This is a genomic window from Helicobacter bilis (genome assembly GCF_001999985.1).
GTDB classification, from domain to species: domain Bacteria; phylum Campylobacterota; class Campylobacteria; order Campylobacterales; family Helicobacteraceae; genus Helicobacter_A; species Helicobacter_A rappini.
Window position 1 is genome coordinate 1974977 of the sequence record NZ_CP019645.1, and the last position, 18497, is coordinate 1993473.

Sequence of the window (18497 nt, forward strand, 5' to 3'; positions counted from 1 at the left end):
ATAGGTTTATAAGCATAAAAGACTATTGCAAATTGAAATATTAACCCATATGGAATTCAAATCCATTGTTGCATGAAACCCGAATGTTACAATACCAAAGAGATAAATTTGAGAACTAAAAGTGTAATCTTAAAAATCGTAATACAAGGGTTTTGTGCCTACTACTTTATAATCTTTATTACTCTTTTGTATTGACTACAATGTCGTAGTTTTTGTTAAAATAACTTAGCCAGTCTGTTACACTCATGCTTTTAAAGACTTTCAGTGGTTGAAAATTTGGTGGATTTTTAAGTGTGAGTTGAATGTCTAGTTCTTTTGATTTGTTCTGCATAATATCACTTACGCCTTGTATGAGAGTTTGACTATTTGTGCCTATATATGATGCAAGGAAAGGCGTGCCGATGAGTTTCATAAGGCTTAGATTTGCTTCAAATTGTGTTTCTAAGGTCTTTTTTTGCTCTGAAGTAAGCTTATCATTGGCTGCTAGAAAATCCTTAAATGATTGTTTTGGCTGAATGTTAAACTTTAATGAAAGCAGTTCGTGTGGGATATTTTGAGCTTGCAGTTCCTCTTTATTAGAATCCCCATTCATAGCCATTGCTATGTCATATAGAATCCCAATTATATGTGTGCGTTCCGCATTTGGTGTGAAAACATTTACAGATTCTATATTGGTGCTAAACATTTGTGATATGAGATTACATTGTGTGTTTGCTGTGATTGTATGCGATGTGCCTTCACCAGTCTTGTAGAGATAGTCTTGCTCGCATTCTAGTTTATTTGGCAGTAACGAGTCGGCACTATGATTAAAAAATGCAATGAGTGGCTCTCTTGTAGAATCTCCAAAAAATTTATTCATAGTTGGGTATTCTATATCTGTTTTTACCTTAAATGAAAGATGATTTTTACTCTTTATATCCTCGCTACTCAATGTAAAATTGTGAAGTCGTATGCTCTCATGTATATCATGGTGTGAGGTTGTAAAGTCGTCCATATAAATGGTTATCTTTTCGGATTTGCACTTATAATCCATAAGTCCGCTACATTTAAATGGTGTATAATCAAAGCTTTGAATGCCATATTGGCTACTTTGGGCTTCTTTTACCTGAATGCGCGCAAACTCCATACCTTGATTAAGGCGACTTTCTACTTCCTGCAACATTTTCCTTGATGCAAAATAAAGCACTATAAGCAATATCGCAATGATGACCGCGCCAAAAAGCACAATCTTTCGTGCAAGTCTATTCATAATAAATTCCTTTGACAACAGATATTGTAGCTATGTATGCCATTTGAAAAATTAATCGAGCATTCTAGCATAACTTTTATAATCTGTGAAATACGCATACTTTTAATTTTTTAGTTGAAGCTATCAATGTAAAAAGTGTTACTTTTGTGATCGTTTATAAAAATCATTTGTTGCTTTTACAAAGCCATCGATACTGCCGCAATCATAGCGGATTCCCTTGAATTTATAGCCGATAACTCTGCCTAACTTTGCTTGCTCTAAGAGTGCATCTGTAATTTGCAATTCACCATTAATGCCGGGCTTTGTCATACGCAAAATATTGAAAATATCAGGCGTTAAGATATACCTGCCAATAATTGCTAGATTGCTTGGGGCTTTTTCAACGCTAGGCTTTTCAATCATGGATTTTACCTTATAGATTCCATCTTCTAGCATATCAGCTTCGATAATGCCGTATTTATGGACTTCATTAGAATCTACTTCTTCGATAGCTACGACAGAACAGCGATATTTTTCATAGATTCTCATCATTTGAGTAAGCACCCCCTCACTCTCGCTATAACATAAATCATCAGCTAAAATCACTGCAAATGGATTCTTACCCACAAGTGTTTCGCCTGTAAGTATCGCATGTCCCAAACCTCGCATTTCCTTTTGCCGTGTGTAACTAAAAGTAGCAGTTTCCATAATGTTTCGTATCTCGCTTAGCAAAGTCTCTTTTGAAGTATCCTTTATTTGATGCTCTAACTCATAGCTAATGTCAAAATGGTCCTCAATACTTCTTTTACCACGCCCTGTAACAATCGCCATTGTCCTGCAGCCTGCATCAAGGGCTTCCTCTACGCCATATTGAATGAGTGGTTTGGTAAGAATAGGTAGCATTTCCTTTGGCATTGCCTTTGTCGCAGGTAAGAATCTCGTGCCATAACCTGCCGCGGGGAATAAACAAGTCTCTATCATTTCTATCCTTTTATAGTTTTATTCACAAAGTCTAATTATACAAAAAATAATGTGAATTACATTTTTGACTTCACAAGATTCTATGCCCTCTTTGCTATAAAACACTTAAAATCAAGGCTCAAGTAGCCATTTTGCCACATTATCCTTGCTACCATGTTTTAAGTATTTGCGTAGTGTAGAAGTGCCTTCAAAATATCTCTCATACTCAAAGTTTTCATAAGCTTTCAGCATATTTTTCGCATTACAATCATTTTGTAAAAGCTCTTCATGTAAATAGTCATCACCAAGCCCAGCTTTTTTAATATCCTTGCCATTTTCTTTAAGCATAGCTTGATAGATAATATTTGCTAGTCCAACAAAATTTAGCTTTACAAACATTCTTGCGATAAAGTAGTCAATCCATTTTGCACGATAGACAAGCACAAATGGAATCTGCATAAGACTTGCCTCAAGTGTCGCAGTCCCCGCACACACAAAGGCAAAAGACGCATTACTTAAGCCCTCTTGCGTATTATATACAATATGAAACATGTCGATATTGCCATATATCTCCATCATTTTTGTACCGCGGAATTTCTCTGGGATAATAAGCCTTAAGATCGCATTTTCATGCTTTTCTAAAAGCTTTTTAGCTAAGATTCTATAATCATTCATCAGCTTTTTTATCTCACTTTTGCGACTACCGGGCATAAATACAAAGATATTAGAATCTTTATTATAAAACTGCTTGGATTCTGTATAAATATCAAGTAGCGGATGTCCTACATATCGTGCTTTTTTTTCATAATAGTGCAGCTCAAAGGGCCAGATACACGCAAGTTTATCAAATAGCCTCTCAATCTCTTTTGCACGCCATTCTTTCCACGCCCACACTTGCGGCAATATATAATACATAATAGGAATATTTGGATTTTTCTCTCGTATCTTTTTCGCAAGTCTTAGATGAAATGATGAGCTATCCATTAAGAGAATCTTATCGCATGTAAGGGCTGCTTCACTAAGAATTTGCATAGCCTCTTTAAAGAATAGAATCTTTTTTGCCACATCGCTAAAACCCATAATGGCAAACTCACTAGGGCTTAAAACTTGCCGTCCTATCTCACTTTCACATACACCAATGAGTGTGCAAGATTCTGGCAAAACTTTCGCGAGATTTCTTAAGTGTAGATTAGAGCTTGGCTCAAGCGCACTGACAAAGATTTTAAGTTCTTTTGTGCTAGATTTAGTAATTAAATCTTTATTTGTTGTAATATTTTGCATTTTTATCCTTATTGTATTTTATTATGATTTAAGATTCTATATTGTTTTATTAAATCGTCTTTATTTTAGAATCTGGTGATTGTTGTGTTGAATGTCGCAAAGCCTTAACACAGATTTTAGCAAAGAGGTTCTCCCTCTTTTTCACAAGTCCAAAGCGACAATAACTCAGAGTCTTTTGCATATTATGTTTAACACGCATAAAGCTTAGTGTATACTTTTTGTTAAACATCTCTTCTTTTCATATTATTTATTGCATAGCATGGACTTTTATCATAGATATTTACCCCTTTAATTTCTCTCTTAAAAGCTCATTTACCCTTGCTGGATTCATACCCTTTGTTTGTTTCATCACTTGCCCTACAAAAAAGCCTAACATTTTTTCCTTACCTGCCCTATATTCTGCAACTTTATCTTGATTTGCTGCTAAAAGCGTGTCAATAACCTGCAATATCGCACCATCGTCATTGATTTGCTCTAGACCTAATTCCTTAATCAGCATATCAACATCGCCACCTCTTTTTTCCACTAGCACATCAAGAATCTCTTTTGCACCAGAGCCGCTAATCTTTTGAGATTCAATGCGTTGCAATAATGTTGCAAATGTAGCTTCATTAATACCGCAAGTAGCAAGTGTGTTACCATTTTTTAGTCGCCCTTGCAACTCTACGCTTAACCATGTGCATACTAAACGCGGCGATATCCCCTTTTCTACCATGTATTCAAAATATCGCACCATATCAATATCCTGCACTAATACCTTTGCATCACTCTCTTTAATGCCAAGTGTTTCTATATACCGCTTGATTTTAGAATCTGGCATTTCAGGGATATTTTTAGCACGCTCTAGCAACTCATCACTAAGAAAAACAGGCAATAAATCTGGGTCATTAAAATAGCGATAGTCTGCACTCTCTTCTTTACCACGCATAGATTTTGTTACGCCTTTATCAGTATCAAATAGGCGTGTTTCTTGATAGACTTCAGTATCATAAGTGCCATTTTCAAAGGCATTTTGCTGCCTTGCTACTTCATATTCAATAGCCTTTTGGATAAATTTAAAGCTATTTAGATTCTTAATCTCAACTCTTGTATAAAATTTATTCTCACCTTTTGGACGAATAGACACATTTGCATCACAACGAAAGCTTCCCTCTTGCATATTCGCATCACTTATACCAAGGAATTTTACAATAGAATGTAGCTTCTTTAGATAAGCTATCGCCTCATTGCTGCTACGCATATCAGGCTCACTCACAATCTCTAAAAGCGGCGTGCAAGCACGATTTAAATCAATTTTTGAATGCGTGCCTTCATGGATATTTTTACCTGCATCTTCTTCTAAATGTGCGCGCGTGATACCTATGGTTTTTATCTCCCCATCAACTTCAATATCAAGCTGCCCTTTGCCAACGATTGGAATCTCAAACTGGCTGATTTGATATGCCTTTGGTAAATCTGGATAAAAATAATTTTTACGCGCAAATACAGAATCTTGGTGTATTGTAGCCCCGATTGCTGTGCCAAAAGATATAGCTTTTGCTACCGCCTCTTCATTCAACACAGGAAGTGCACCGGGTAACCCTAAACACACGGGACACACATTTGTATTTGGCGATTCCCCAAAACTCGTAGGACATGAACAAAAAATCTTTGTTTTCGTATTCAACTGCACATGCACTTCTAAACCGATAATTGTCTCAAAACTACTCATATTTTCCCTTTAGTTACATAGGATATTTATTGTTAGTTAGTTCGCGTATTATACATAAATCTTTCATGAGATTTAGATATTTTGCGTGTTTTTTACATTAGATCCTACAAATCTTACTTTCTTTAGTCAATAAAAAGTGTATAATCTTACCCTGTTTTTCTTTTACTTAAAAACAAGATGGCAAAAAGATAGGAATCTGAACTCCATTTTTTGCACCCCAAGCCTTGTTCCACCCAAAGGGTTGAGATTCTAAGCTACTGCAGGGCAAGAAGTTTCAAATCATTACGACTTTGGGCGGGGCAAAAGAGAGCTATGATGGGCATCACGGATATAGTCTTAATACGATTTTAAGCCCGCTTACAAGTGCGTTTAAATATTGTGGCTGCGAGATTTTGGAATCTTTTGCTATCTTTAGTGCAAAGGTGGATACACTGCCTATGCAAGAGTATTTAGAGACATTACAAAATGATAAACAACAATCAGTAAGGAGCAAAATATGGGAATGACAATGAGTCAAAAGATCTTAGCCGATAGAGCGGGACTAGAATCTGTCAAAGCAAATGATTTGATACGAGCAAAGCTAGATATGGTGCTAGGCAATGACATTACCACGCCTGTGGCAATCAACGCCTTTAAACAAGCTAAATTCACGCAAGTTTTTGATAAAAATAAAATCTCACTTGTGATGGATCACTTCGCACCAAATAAGGATATAAAAGCCGCTACGCAAAGTCAGCAATGCCGCTGTTTTGCAAATGACTTTGATATTAAGCATTACTATGATGTGGGGAATATGGGGGTAGAACACGCCCTTTTGCCTGAGCAAGGCATTGTAACCATCGGTGATTTGATTATCGGGGCAGATTCTCACACCTGCACTTATGGGGCGTTGGGTGCGTTTAGCACGGGGGTTGGAAGCACGGATATGGCTGTGGGAATGGCGACAGGCGAGGCGTGGTTTAAAGTCCCAAAGGCGATGAAGTTTAATCTCAAAGGCAAACTCCGCCCTTATGTGAGTGGCAAAGATGTGATTTTACATATCATCGGTAAAATCGGCGTTGATGGGGCGTTGTATAAAAGTATGGAGTTTGGCGGGGAGGGGCTAAAAAACTTAACTATTGATGATAGGCTTTGCATTGCGAATATGGCGATTGAAGCGGGGGCGAAAAATGGCATTTTTGAAGTAGATGACATTACGATTGAATATGCTAAGGGACGCACGAGCAAGGAGTTTAGAATCTACAAGGCTGATGAAGATGCGGAGTATGAAGAAGTCTTTGATATTGATTTAGATTCCATAGATCACACCGTGGCGTTTCCGCATTTGCCTGAAAATACCAAAGAAAGAGAACAATGGGGCGAGATAAAAATAGATCAAGTTGTCATCGGCTCTTGCACGAATGGTAGACTAAGCGATATGGAAGTAGCAGCAAATATTTTAAAGGATAAAACAATAGCGAAAAATACGCGTTGCATTATCATTCCTGCTACGCAAAATATCTATTTAGAGTGTATTAATCGCGGGTATTTGGAGACTTTTATTAAAGCCGGAGCGGTAGTATCTACACCAACTTGTGGTCCTTGCCTTGGCGGACATATGGGAATCTTAGCGGCAAATGAAAAATGCGTCTCTACCACAAATCGCAACTTTGTAGGCAGAATGGGGCATACCACAAGCGAAGTGTATCTTAGCTCCCCTGAAGTAGCGGCTGCTAGTGCGGTAAGGGGGATTCTAAGCTCCCCGCAAGATGTTATTTGAGTTGTGGGGGGGGGGGGGGGATAAACAACCTGTATTGTGCAAGCTTAGAATCTAATGCAATGTTTAATAAACCACCTTAAATTTATCCCTCCTTGCTCATTTCTACACAAAGCACAAATTTACTCTTGTATCTCCTTATTCTCAAGGAAAACCATAACTTCGTTTTTTCTCTGTTATATCATGTTATTGTGCATTGTTTTTCCTTTCTCTAATTTTTTGCAAGAATAACCACACTTATGCCTAAGATAGTTATGCAAAGGCTATTCAAAGATAAAATCATATGCTCCATTTAATATCCTTTCAAAAAAATAGATTCTAAAGTCAATGATATACAAGAGCGGGTGAAAAAGGATACAGGCGTAGATGTAGAGCCTATATACTACTCTGCGGGATTAAAGAAAGAGAATAAACTACAAGAGATGCCATATAATATTACTAAGCTACTCTACTTTATCACAAAGAAAACCCCACCTATAAAGCGTCTTGTGTATATAGGACAAGATAATAAAGAAAAAGGCACAGATGATGGTAAAAAAGATTATGAGAAATCGTGGTGGAAATCCACTTGGGAATTTGCTACAGATCTTGCAAAAGAAAATAAAGATACTGCAAAGCAAATGATTAGTGATTATGCTTTGCCATTTGTTAAAAATCCAGCTATAAGAAAAATACTCGATAGCTTATTAAAGAAACTTTAATTTATAGGAAGGATAAAAATATGCTGTAGTCTATTGCCACTATTTGTGCCATATTGGCTGGTTTAATTGTATTTTTTGTCGTATTGGCGCTTCTTATTGCTGCACTTGGTGCTGGCACAGCAGTCGCTATTCTTGTATTACCTTTTATAGCGTTTATTAAAGGACTTGAGAAGCATATTATTGGTATGCAGGTGAGCCATTTCAAATTCTTTGGATTATTTGCGGAGTGATTTCTGTGCCAATCATAATTGTTATAATCGCGGGAATTAAAAATAACTAATCTTGCTAATAAATGGTTTTACGCATTAGAATCTTCCTTATATAAAAAAGCAAATAAGATTCTAATAACCACAATACTAAATCTTATGTCTTTCATGCAAGATATTCTGCAAATATAATCACAGAATTATGATGGCATATTTAATAACCCAAGCAACCCAAACTCTACGCATTTACTCGTGCATTAAACGCCCTTGCCAAAGAGAAATGATCGATATTATCAAGGCTTACATTTGATGGCACACCTTGTGCGATTTTGCTAAATTTTAAGCATAAATCTGCTAACTTTTCTTGTATAAACATGACAATCATATCGCTTTCAAGTGAGGGCATGAACGCAAATATCACTTCCTCTATATTCTCATCTTTAATGCGTTGTATAAGATCTGTAAAATCGCAATGTTTATAGTCTTCAATCACGCAATACACCCCATGAAATTCGCCAATATCTTCAATCAAAAACACATCTTTTGGGTGAGACACAATACAGAGTGTGCCATTCTTACGAGTAGAATCAAGGCAAATATGGCAAATCTCACCATGACTAAGTGCGCCACAAACCTTGCACTTTTCAATCGTAGCAATGCAATCATGGATCGCCTGTGCGATTTGTAATCCTAGCGGAGCGTTTTCGATAGCTAGTGTATAAGCCATTTTACGCGCACTTTTCTTGCCTATGGTTGGCATTTTTTCAAGGGCATTTACAAGTGTATTAAAAGAAAATAAGTTGTTTTGATAGTTTTTCATGCGGGGGATTCTAGCAAAAAAGTGATAAGTTTTAGCAAAGTTATCTTTTTTTTTATATAATGAAGGCTTTATTTTACTTTTGGAGTATGTATTTTGGCGTCATTAGATATGGATTACTATGAAATCTTAGAGATTAGCAGAGATGCAGACCATGATACAATCAAAAAATCATTTAGAAAACTTGCATTAAAATACCACCCTGACAGAAACCCAGATGACAAAGAAGCAGAAGAGAACTTTAAAATGATTAATGAAGCCTATGAAGTATTAAGCGATAGTGAAAAAAGGGCAATTTATGACAGATATGGCAAAGATGGACTTCAATCACAAGGCTTTTCTCGCTCTAGTGGTGGATTTAGTGATATATTTGGCAGTATATTTGAGGATTTCTTTGGAGGGGGTCAGTCAAATACACAAGAGCATTATGCCTTTGATCCAGACTATGTATTGCGACTGAATCTAAGCTTTAAAGAAGCTGTGTTTGGCTGTAAAAAGACGATTAAAACGGAGTATAAAAGCTATTGTAAAACATGTAGTGGCACTGGGGCAAAAGATGGCAAAATGCAGGATTGCAATAGGTGTAATGGTCGCGGCAGGGTTGTCGTGCAGCAGTCTATTATACAAATGCAAGTCGCATGTCCTACTTGTGAGGGGACGGGTAAAATCATCGTTGATAAATGCACTAAATGTCATGGAAATGCCTTTGAGCGTGTAAAAGAGACGATTGAGCTAGAAGTAAAAGCGGGTATTGATAATGGCAATCAGCTTGTATATCGTGGTAAGGGGAATGAAGTAAAAAGCGGTGTGAGAGGCGATCTCTATATCAAAGTGGTTGTGAAAGAAGATGAGCATTTTGTGCGTCATGGCAATGATTTATATATGGAAGTCCCCGTATTTTTTACTACGATTGTGCTTGGTGGTAAGATAGAGATTCCCACACTTAGCGGACAAGCAGAGTTAAACATTCCGCCAAATACTGCACATGGACATCAGTTTGTTTTTCAAAATGAAGGTGTGCCAGATATTAATAGCGGAAAAAAGGGCAGGCTTATCGCACAGATAAAAATCACCTATCCACAAAATCTCAATGAAGAGCAACAAAATCTTGTGTTAAAACTACAAGAAAGCTTTGGGGATACAAGTAAGCCGTATAAAAGCTTCATTGATTCATGTTTTGATAAAGTCAAAAACTGGCTTAAGGATAAAATATCATGAGATAAGAATATCCATTGTGTATATATAACGCTTGTTTATATAGGTTTAGAATCTAGTATAACTTCATAGGTTTTTTTATGTTTTTATGTCATTGTGTGTAAATAATGCTAAAAAATGTAAAAATAGATTCTGTGTGAGTTGTGCGTTGTGGAAGACTTTAAGGTTGTTTTGATTAGTGGGGTATAAAACATAAACCATGAATTTACAAGGTAATTATATTTACTCTGATTTTTTACTGATATGTGCGGTATTTTCTGTATTTTGTAGCCATATAAACACATCTACAACAGCTTGATATAATGCTTCGGGTACATTGCTATTTACTTCCATTTTTATAAGAGAATCAACGAGTTCAGCATTGCAAAAAAGTGGCACTTGATACTCCTTTGCTTTGGCAATAATTGCTTCTGCGATTTTCCCCTGCCCACTTGCAACAACGCGAGGGGCATGGTCTTTATACTCTTCATAGGCAAGAGCAGCAGCTTTTTTTCTCATGTATAATCCTTTTAGCTTTATACTAAAACTAAATCGGCGGTTTTACTTATTTATGATGGTTTAAAGCTGTCATAACTTTATGTTATAATCTCAAATATTCACAGAAGATACAAGCTGTTTGTATCAGGAATTACAAAACCACGCATTGTCGTTAAAGGCATAATTATGGAATCTAAAACAAAATATCCGCTGAATACTAGACTTAATATTGATGGCTTAGAGCTTATGGGGAGTTTAGAATCTTGCAGTGTTGATTTGTGTTTTTTTGATCCGCAGTATCGTGGGGTGCTTGATAAAATGCGTTATGGGAATGAAGGGGAGCGACAAAAGGGCAGAAGCACACTTGTGCAGATGAGTGAAGAACAGATTCAAAGCTTTATATGCGAGATTGATAGAGTGCTAAAGCCCAGCTGTTATTTGATGCTATGGATTGATAAGTTTCATCTATGCGAGGGGGTGAAAGCGTGGGTGGAGCAAACAAGTTTGCAGGTGGTAGATCTCATCACTTGGGATAAGCTCAAAATGGGTATGGGCTATCGCACAAGGCGACAGAGCGAATATCTGCTGGTTTTGCAAAAAGCACCGATAAAGGCAAAAAATACTTGGCGGCTTCATAATATCCGCGATGTGTGGAGTGAAAAGATTCCAAATGATGAGCTAAAAATCCATCCGCATTCAAAGCCCAAAGGATTGCAAAAAGCTTTAATAGAATCTTGCACGAACAAGGGCGATTTGGTGCTTGATCCAGCAAGTGGGAGCTTTAGCGTGTTTGAGTGTGCTAGGGAATTAGGGCGAGAGTTTATCGGCACAAATCTTAGCACATTGCTATAAATTCATTATATTCATTAATTTGAAGCAACGCACAAATAAGATTCTAACGACTAATTCACCAAAAAAACTTAATATTGCTTTGTGATTTGTTGTTGTAATCCAAAATATAGATTTATGAGAGCTTCTAAGTATTTTATATATTGCTATTTGTGGGATTAAAAGTTATATAACCGCTAGACCAACATATAAAATCATTACTCGTATTTATTGTGCTGGTAGCAAAAAAAATGTGTTATCTGTATTTTATAGTTTTAAAAAAAGTGTAAATGAACGATTATGTTATGGATTTTTTTATAAAGGATATGTATGAAAAAGCATCTATTGAGTGTTGTTGTTGCAAGTTGTATTTGTGTCAATATGTCATTTGCTGATAGTAAAGGGAATGGCTTTTTTCTTGGTGTTGATTTTGGTGGTTCTGTTGGAGCACTTACAAATACAGGATTAACAATTAGTGGTAACGCTGGGCAAGGCGGTGTCCCAGCTAAAGAGACAATGCAAGTTAATGCAGGTTTTGGTCTCAATCTGCGTATAGGTGGACAGAGATATTTTGATAGAGAAAATGGCATGAGATATTACCTTAGCATTGGTGGTGTTTTTGGTGCGCCAAGTTATGCTTTTGGTGATTTAAAAGTGTCTGGTATTACCATGATTGGTGATATAAATATGGATTTTTTACATGATTTCACTAGTACAGAATCTCAAAGAGTTGGTATATATGTTGGCATGGGGGCTGGATATATGACTACGCTGTATCCGGGCGGTAGCGCACTTACGATTCAAAACATGGATATTCCAAGTTTTAGTGGTGTTACTATAGGGCTAAACTTTGGAGTTAGAACACTTGTGGCAAGACATCATCAATTTGAGTTTTCAACAAAAAGTGTCGTTACACACTCAAAAGCGACAGAAAATATCATAGGATTTCAAGTATTTTTAGGTGCGAACTATTCTTATTTATTCTAATAGGATTTTACAATTCTCACGCTTATGTAATGTCTCTTTAGATAAGCGTGAATGGGTATTAGAAAGCCAAACAATTACTCGTTAATTCCTAGCACAACTTCTAGTTTTTCTTTTAAAACCTGTGGTGTAAAAGGCTTAACAATATAGTTATTAACTCCAGCTTTTAATGCGGTGATAACCTCTGATTTTCCACCTTCAGTTGTTACCATAATAATTGGAATATCTTTATACTTTTCTTCTGCACGCACTTTTTTTACAAGCTCTAAGCCATTCATCTCTGGCATATTCCAGTCTGTAATCAAGACATTAATACCCTCAATGGTACTCATCTGATTCCAAGCTTCAACTCCATGCTCAGCCTCTAAAATATCTTCATAACCAAGTCTTTGAAGAGTGTTTTTAATAATCCGTCTCATCGTAGAACTATCATCAACTACAAGCAATTTCAATGTTTGCTCCTTATAAATTAATTAAATCTTCATCGGTGTATTATAACATACTTTTAATAACCAAGATTAAAATTTTACATTTTTAAAATCAAGCTTACCTTCATAAAATGCCTTTCCTATGATTACACCACCAACTTTTGGGTAATTATGCAACATATCTAAATCTTTCTGTCCAGAAAAACCACCACTTGCGATGGTAAAAATGCCACTAATTTCCGCAATCTCTTCAGTCAAAGCAAAATTAATACCAGAAAGCATACCATCTTGTTGAATGTCCGTGCAAACTATTGCCTGCACACTACTGCCTTTTAACTTTGCAGCAAAATCAATTGCTTTTATTTCACTCACATTTACCCAACCATGAGTAGCAATATTGCCATCTTTAGAATCTATGCTTAAAGCAATTGGATATTTTTCTGCCATTGAGATAGTCCAATCTAGATTTTGCAGGGCGATAGAGCCTAAAATCGTGCGACATACACCAGCATTTAGGTAATTTTTTATAGTGTCTTCAGTGCGGATTCCACCGCCAACTTGTATTTGCAGATTAGTTTCAGTTGCAATATTTTCTATTACGCTAAGATTTTTTGGACTTCCCTCAAACGCACCATCTAAATCCACTATATGAAGCCATTTTGCACCGCAATCTTCAAAATATTTTGCAAAATCAAGGGCATTACCATACTCTTTAGCACTTTTTTTCTCACCCTTTGTTAAACGCACAGCCTTTCCGCCTAACAAATCTATTGCAGGAAATAAAATTGCCATGATTTTTATCCTAGATTCTAATCATTTAAATTATCCAACACTGACTGCTTCAGCATCTTATAGCGAGACATTACATTTCCATCGAGATTACCAAGATTTGATGAGATAACAACACCCCCACGAGAAATGGCATTATCCGCTTCAATCTGTATTTTTTCTTTATCCTTTAGATTTTCCTTCAAATATACATAATCAATAGGATTGACCTTAATACCAATTTGTGTTGCTTCCATAATATTTGATAGTAAAGATCTTGTAAGTTCCAAAGCAACTCGCTGTGAATTTTCCTCAATTTCTTTTACTATAACTTCTTTTGCCATATCAATAGCAATAGAACTTAACTCTTTTTCAAGGGCTTCAAGATGGATTTGTGATTGTTTTAGTGTATTTTCTAAAGTGATCAATGATTGCACTATCTTTTCACGCTCTGCTTGTATCTCTGCTTCCATTGCTTGTTTTGCTTCATTTTTTCCCTCTTCAAATCCCCTTTTATATGACTCATCACTTGTTTTTTCAAGTGTTTCTTGCATGCTTACTTGATTTTTTTCAAACTGCATTTCAAGCTTTGCAAGATTCCCGGATAACTCATCACTTTTATGCAATAGCTTTTCGATTAATTCCTTTTCTAAAGAGTTCATAGTTGGCGGACGATATGCATTCACTTGCTCTACATTTTGCTCATCGGTTGTATTTTCAGTGGAATCTGTATTTGTCTGAATCTCTAAAGGCACAATAGCTTTAAACTCATATTTATTGATTGAGTGATCACCTTTTTGTTCATCTTGTATGAGATTGTGATTACGAGATAACATCGTCTTGTTCTCCTAATTGTATTAAGCCTTGTTCTGATAGATTTTGAACTATCTCAATAATCTTTCTTTGTGCCGCTTCTATATCACGCACTTTAACCGCACCTAAAAACTGAATCTCTTCAGCAAACTGCTCACTTGCTCTCGAACTCATATTACTCATAAACTTCTGCTTCAATTCATCAGCACTTGATTTCAATGCCAATGCTAAATCCTTCTTATCTGCAACTTTTAGAATCTCAATAATAGCGGACTTATCAAGCTTAATCATATCTTCAAAAGTAAACATCATTTCTTTAATCTCATTGGCAAGCTGCTCGTCTCTTTGCTCTATCTGTGCTAATGTAGCTTTTGCGGTTTTTTGTCCCATGCGGTTAAACATTTCAGCAACAGCACGAGGACCACCAACTTCGACTTTGTAGCTTGTAAGAGATTCTACTTGTTGCTCTAGCACCGCTGAAACTCTTTTTACAACAGAAGGTGAAATATCCCCTAAGTTTGCCATACGGATAGAAATTTCCGCGCGCAGCTCATCTGTAAAAAAGCCCAAAGTTTCTGCTGCACCACCAGAATCCATATGTGCTAGAATTAGGGCTATTGTCTGCGGGTGCTCATTTACAATAAAGTCTGCAAGTTGTTGCGGCTTTACCTTATCCAAATAACCAAAATTCTTGGTAGATTGCATAGTTTTTGCAAGTTTATCAAGCACTCTCTTTGCAATATCTGGTCCAAGTGTCTTAATCAGCAACTCTCTTGCATAATCAACACCGCCAGAATTAATATATTGGTTAGATTGCAATATAGTGTAAAACTCTTCCAATACAGCAGCACCCACAGCCTTGTCTGTGCCACCTAATTGCATGATATGCTTACTGATTTCAGTAATAGATTCTATATCTAAATGATGGAATACTTCGCTTGTGATTTCTTCACCAACTTGAATGAGTAGAATCGCTACTTTTTCAGACATAGAGAGTTCATCATACTGAGCTCGTTGCTTTGGAGTTAAGGTCATTGCCATTTTTGCCCCTTATTTCATTTCGATTTCATCGCGTATGAGTGCTTGAAATAAACCTGCTATCTCATCTGGTTTCGTTCTCACTGCTTCTTTGATTTTTTCTAACAACACATCATATTTTACAGCATCTTCGTTGAATCCACCGCCAATGCCAAGCTGCTCTTCCACTCTTTTACGCATTTCATTCGCTCTGTTTAGCGTATCATCATCATCATCAAAGTCAAATAGCGGTTGTTTCTCTGTCTCCTCTTCTTCATGCACTTCAAGCATACGCTCCGCAAATGGTGCAATAACCTTTTTATAGAAGAAGAATAGCACGATAACAACAAGCACATATCGTAGTAACGGCATAAATGGACCGAGATATTTTTCAACCGCTTGGGCTACTTTTTCAAAGTTTGTTAATGGTGGTGTGCCAGAACCAATAGCATTAAGCTGCCCAGCAATAACGCTTACAATATCATTACGACTTTCATCATAACCTGAACTTGCTTCGACAATTTTTTTAATCTCTGCAAGCTCTTCTGGGCTTCTTGGGGTATATTTCATTGTAATAAAGCCCGTTTCTTCATTTGTCTCTTCAGTATAAGTCCCATCAATCACAACACCAACAGTCATGCGTTTAAGTTGGGGGGTTTGCAATCGCATAGTCGTTGTCTTTTTATCGGGCATATAGTTTTTAACAAACTGACTTTCTCTATACTCTTCTCTATTATTGGAATCTAGGTCTTTAACTTCGGCAATGTTATTAATAACACCCGGAACGCCACCCGGATCTTTTGGTGCAAGTCCCTTTCTCTCTATCTCTTTACCAGACTCACTTGCAACAGCAGATTCTTTACTATATATCTCTTCTGTGCTTTCTTGCTTACCAAAGTCATAGTCTAGATTCACACTCACAGTCATTCTGTCTGTGCCACCAGCAAGCCTGCTTAACGATTGTCTAATCTTGTTTGCAATCTCTTGTTCTGCCTGCACCTTATAAGCAAAGTTTTTAAATGCCTGTTCGTTTTCAATGGTTGCTTCATCGCGTTTATTTAGTGGATTACCATATTGATCTACCATGATAACATTTTCTGGTTTAAGCCCATTGAATGAATTTGCAATAAGGTTTTGAATACCAAAGATTTGATTCTGTGTAAGCGTCATGCCATCTCTAAGCGTTAATGCTACACTTGCACTAGGCACAGCACGAGTTTTTACAAATACATCATCTTTTGGTTCTGCAATCTCAACTCTTGCATCTTGTATGGGGGCTAATGCCATTAATGTCTTTTCTAATTGTCCCTTAATTGCACGCAGTTTTTTAACATCAAATTCACTTTGTGTTGCACCAAAGCTATTTTCATTAAAAATATCATAATCAACCCTGCCTTTTATAATGCCCTGTGCGGCAAGCTCATTACGCAAAACAAAGACTTGGTCTTGTGGCACTGCAATAGTGTTGTCATTAATCATTTTATAAGGGATATTTTGCTGCTTAAGATAGCTTATCGCAGACCCTGCATCTGCTGGATTCTCAGCTGAAAAGAGAATCCCAAAACCATCGACACTATCCCCTTTCTTTGAACCTAAAGAGGATACAATGAGATATGATAAAAAAGCAACAAAAACAACAACAGTTACAAGAATAACAATTTGTTGTTTTCGATTTAATTTTTTAATTAAATTTTGTAACTGCGTAAATATCGCTTTAAAATCCAAAACTCACCTTCCTTAAAATATTTATAAATCTTGTAGTATATCTGTTAATTTTTGTATGACAATGTCATTTTGCTGTGGGATTCCAATGGTAATCCGCATAGCACTAAGTCCATAACTTGCCAAATCTCGCACAACAATTCCTTGCCGTAACAATAAATTGCTTATTTTAGTAGAATTTAACTTATTATGCAATATAAAAGTAACAAAATTTGCATAAGATTCCAAAATATCAATCTCATATTGCTTTGCAAAATGCTTATATTTTTCCATTTCACTAAAATTATTTGTAACAGAATCTAGCAAAAACTCTTCATCAAAAAGACTAGCACTAGCGGCTTTAAGGCTTAAAGTCGTGATATTAAAAGGCGGTCTTATCTTATTTAATGTGTCAATTATAGTCTTGTTTGCGATACCATATCCAACACGCATACCACCTAATCCATATATTTTAGAAAAAGTCCCCAGATAAATTACATTTGGAAAATCTATAATATCCTTAGGACTAATCGCATAATTAGAATCTTTATACGCACAATACTCCATATACGCACAATCTAGGACTACAAGACTCTCTCTATCAATTTTTTTTAAAAAATCAATCACTTGAGATTTAGGCAACGCTTCTCCAAGCGGATTATTTGGCGTACATAGAAAGATTATGCTAGGCTTATGTGCTTCATAATATTGCAACATAGAATCTAGATTATGAAAAAAATCAGGTGTGCGTAAAATAGTAGCATTGCAATGCTTTGCATAGATAGCATACATTGCAAAAGTCGTTTTTGCCATAAGCACCTTAGTATTTTTATCACAAATTGCATGTATGCAAAACTCAATTATTTGGTCGCTACCACTACCAATAATGATTTGATTGCTTTCTATATCATATTTTTTTGCCAAAGATTCTTTAAGCTCATAGTAAGAATCATCGGGATATATATATGCATTACACGCATTCTCAAGGATTGCTTCCTTTGCAAGCGGCGATGTGCCTAGCGGATTTTCATTGCTACCAAGCTTAATAATATTTTGTGGCTCAATATTGTAATCACGCATAACAAGCTCTAGTGGTTTTCCAACTTCATAAGTAGGCAAAACAGAGATATGCTGGTGAAATTTCATAATATTTCCTTATAAATCGCTCTGGCATAATCACTAACAAGGTCTCATTGCTTATTGTAACCTTAAAAACGAAATTGTAGCATAAAGATTGCGAATTTATATTTTTATGTTACTATTTTACAGAGTTTTTACTTTGAAAATAGACATTATTGTGGTGGTGATTATGACTTTGCTTGATATGCAACGTAATGAAACATATAGGATAAAATCTGTATGTAATATGCAGAATCTACTCGCACAAAGACTGCATTCTCTAGGTATTTATGAAGGGGCTTCTGTGCAACTTGGATATGTCTCAATGTGGCAACACACTTATAGTGTATATGTGAATGGCACACAAGTGGCACTGCGAAAGAGTGAAGCGGAATTAATTGAAATTGAAAAAATATAAAATTATTTAATTCATATTGAATACCATATAAAATGAAACTAGAATCACTTATCAAATACTCTATCAAAA

Annotated in this window: 21 protein-coding genes; 8 read left to right on the forward strand and 13 right to left on the reverse strand. The window is 36.1% G+C overall.

Features of this window, described 5'->3' with window-relative positions:
- Positions 1–178: 178 nt before the first annotated feature.
- From XJ32_RS08970 to gatB, 5 genes are all read right to left on the reverse strand, one after another.
- A complete protein-coding gene (locus tag XJ32_RS08970) occupies positions 179–1249 on the reverse strand; it encodes a hypothetical protein (RefSeq protein WP_077389196.1) in 1071 nt (356 codons plus the stop codon).
- A 138-nt stretch (positions 1250–1387) separates the two neighbouring features.
- Entirely contained in the window at positions 1388–2209 is an 822-nt protein-coding gene (galU, locus tag XJ32_RS08975) for a UTP--glucose-1-phosphate uridylyltransferase GalU (protein WP_004086979.1), read from the reverse strand.
- A 111-nt stretch (positions 2210–2320) separates the two neighbouring features.
- Complete coding sequence (lpxB, locus tag XJ32_RS08980; RefSeq protein ID WP_077389198.1) at positions 2321–3469, reverse strand: lipid-A-disaccharide synthase; 1149 nt, start codon at positions 3467–3469, stop codon at positions 2321–2323.
- A gap of 49 nt (positions 3470–3518) precedes the next feature.
- Positions 3519–3698 carry a hypothetical protein gene (locus XJ32_RS08985; RefSeq protein ID WP_077389200.1) on the reverse strand — a complete coding sequence of 60 codons (180 nt, stop codon included), beginning with the start codon at positions 3696–3698 and terminating at the stop codon, positions 3519–3521.
- Between the two features lie 51 nt (positions 3699–3749).
- Positions 3750–5180, reverse strand: a complete 1431-nt coding sequence (gatB, locus tag XJ32_RS08990; protein WP_077389202.1) for an Asp-tRNA(Asn)/Glu-tRNA(Gln) amidotransferase subunit GatB — start codon at positions 5178–5180, stop codon at positions 3750–3752.
- 290 nt (positions 5181–5470) lie between these two features.
- Here gatB and XJ32_RS08995 point away from each other — a divergent pair, with 290 nt between their 5' ends.
- From XJ32_RS08995 to XJ32_RS12020, 4 genes are all read left to right on the forward strand, one after another.
- Positions 5471–5686 (forward strand): NADPH-dependent FMN reductase family protein, encoded by a 216-nt coding sequence (locus XJ32_RS08995; protein WP_254422339.1) that lies wholly within the window; start codon positions 5471–5473, stop codon positions 5684–5686.
- Entirely contained in the window at positions 5677–6939 is a 1263-nt protein-coding gene (gene leuC, locus XJ32_RS09000) for a 3-isopropylmalate dehydratase large subunit (protein ID WP_077389204.1), read from the forward strand. The genes XJ32_RS08995 and leuC overlap by 10 nt, the downstream gene beginning before the upstream one ends.
- Before the next feature lie 341 nt (positions 6940–7280).
- The gene (locus tag XJ32_RS09005) at positions 7281–7637 is read left to right on the forward strand and encodes a hypothetical protein (protein ID WP_254422340.1); all 357 of its coding nucleotides are present in this window, start codon (positions 7281–7283) and stop codon (positions 7635–7637) included.
- A 53-nt stretch (positions 7638–7690) separates the two neighbouring features.
- Positions 7691–7867, forward strand: coding sequence for a hypothetical protein (locus XJ32_RS12020; RefSeq protein WP_155761503.1), 177 nt, complete (start codon positions 7691–7693; stop codon positions 7865–7867).
- Positions 7868–8081: 214 nt separating this feature from the next.
- On the opposite strand, the gene recR is transcribed toward XJ32_RS12020, so the two are convergent.
- Positions 8082–8663, reverse strand: coding sequence for a recombination mediator RecR (recR, locus tag XJ32_RS09010; RefSeq protein WP_077389206.1), 582 nt, complete (start codon positions 8661–8663; stop codon positions 8082–8084).
- 93 nt (positions 8664–8756) lie between these two features.
- Between recR and dnaJ the strand changes: the two genes are divergently transcribed.
- Entirely contained in the window at positions 8757–9878 is a 1122-nt protein-coding gene (gene dnaJ, locus XJ32_RS09015) for a molecular chaperone DnaJ (protein WP_077389208.1), read from the forward strand.
- A gap of 219 nt (positions 9879–10097) precedes the next feature.
- On the opposite strand, the gene XJ32_RS09020 is transcribed toward dnaJ, so the two are convergent.
- Positions 10098–10373, reverse strand: coding sequence for an EscU/YscU/HrcU family type III secretion system export apparatus switch protein (locus XJ32_RS09020; protein ID WP_077389210.1), 276 nt, complete (start codon positions 10371–10373; stop codon positions 10098–10100).
- A 165-nt stretch (positions 10374–10538) separates the two neighbouring features.
- On the opposite strand from XJ32_RS09020, the gene XJ32_RS09025 reads away from it, so the two are divergent.
- Together XJ32_RS09025 and XJ32_RS09030 are read left to right on the forward strand one after the other, a co-directional pair.
- On the forward strand, positions 10539–11204 hold the full coding sequence (locus XJ32_RS09025) for a DNA-methyltransferase (RefSeq protein WP_077389212.1): 666 nt from the start codon (positions 10539–10541) through the stop codon (positions 11202–11204).
- Between the two features lie 306 nt (positions 11205–11510).
- On the forward strand, positions 11511–12167 hold the full coding sequence (locus tag XJ32_RS09030; RefSeq protein WP_005218348.1) for an outer membrane beta-barrel protein: 657 nt from the start codon (positions 11511–11513) through the stop codon (positions 12165–12167).
- Between the two features lie 74 nt (positions 12168–12241).
- On the opposite strand, the gene XJ32_RS09035 is transcribed toward XJ32_RS09030, so the two are convergent.
- The 6 genes from XJ32_RS09035 to hisC form a co-directional block, all read right to left on the reverse strand.
- The gene (locus tag XJ32_RS09035) at positions 12242–12616 is read right to left on the reverse strand and encodes a chemotaxis response regulator CheY (RefSeq protein ID WP_004088980.1); all 375 of its coding nucleotides are present in this window, start codon (positions 12614–12616) and stop codon (positions 12242–12244) included.
- Between the two features lie 66 nt (positions 12617–12682).
- Positions 12683–13384 (reverse strand): 1-(5-phosphoribosyl)-5-[(5-phosphoribosylamino)methylideneamino]imidazole-4-carboxamide isomerase, encoded by a 702-nt coding sequence (hisA, locus tag XJ32_RS09040; RefSeq protein WP_077389214.1) that lies wholly within the window; start codon positions 13382–13384, stop codon positions 12683–12685.
- Between the two features lie 17 nt (positions 13385–13401).
- Positions 13402–14196 carry a flagellar assembly protein FliH gene (fliH, locus tag XJ32_RS09045; protein ID WP_004088976.1) on the reverse strand — a complete coding sequence of 265 codons (795 nt, stop codon included), beginning with the start codon at positions 14194–14196 and terminating at the stop codon, positions 13402–13404.
- Positions 14183–15214 (reverse strand): flagellar motor switch protein FliG, encoded by a 1032-nt coding sequence (gene fliG, locus XJ32_RS09050; RefSeq protein WP_004088974.1) that lies wholly within the window; start codon positions 15212–15214, stop codon positions 14183–14185. The genes fliH and fliG overlap by 14 nt, the downstream gene beginning before the upstream one ends.
- Positions 15215–15223: 9 nt before the next feature.
- On the reverse strand, positions 15224–16915 hold the full coding sequence (gene fliF, locus XJ32_RS09055) for a flagellar basal-body MS-ring/collar protein FliF (RefSeq protein ID WP_005218340.1): 1692 nt from the start codon (positions 16913–16915) through the stop codon (positions 15224–15226).
- A gap of 21 nt (positions 16916–16936) precedes the next feature.
- The gene (gene hisC / locus XJ32_RS09060) at positions 16937–18037 is read right to left on the reverse strand and encodes a histidinol-phosphate transaminase (RefSeq protein ID WP_077389216.1); all 1101 of its coding nucleotides are present in this window, start codon (positions 18035–18037) and stop codon (positions 16937–16939) included.
- A gap of 88 nt (positions 18038–18125) precedes the next feature.
- Here hisC and XJ32_RS09065 point away from each other — a divergent pair, with 88 nt between their 5' ends.
- A complete protein-coding gene (locus XJ32_RS09065; RefSeq protein WP_254422341.1) occupies positions 18126–18428 on the forward strand; it encodes a FeoA family protein in 303 nt (100 codons plus the stop codon).
- Positions 18429–18497 lie beyond the last annotated feature (69 nt).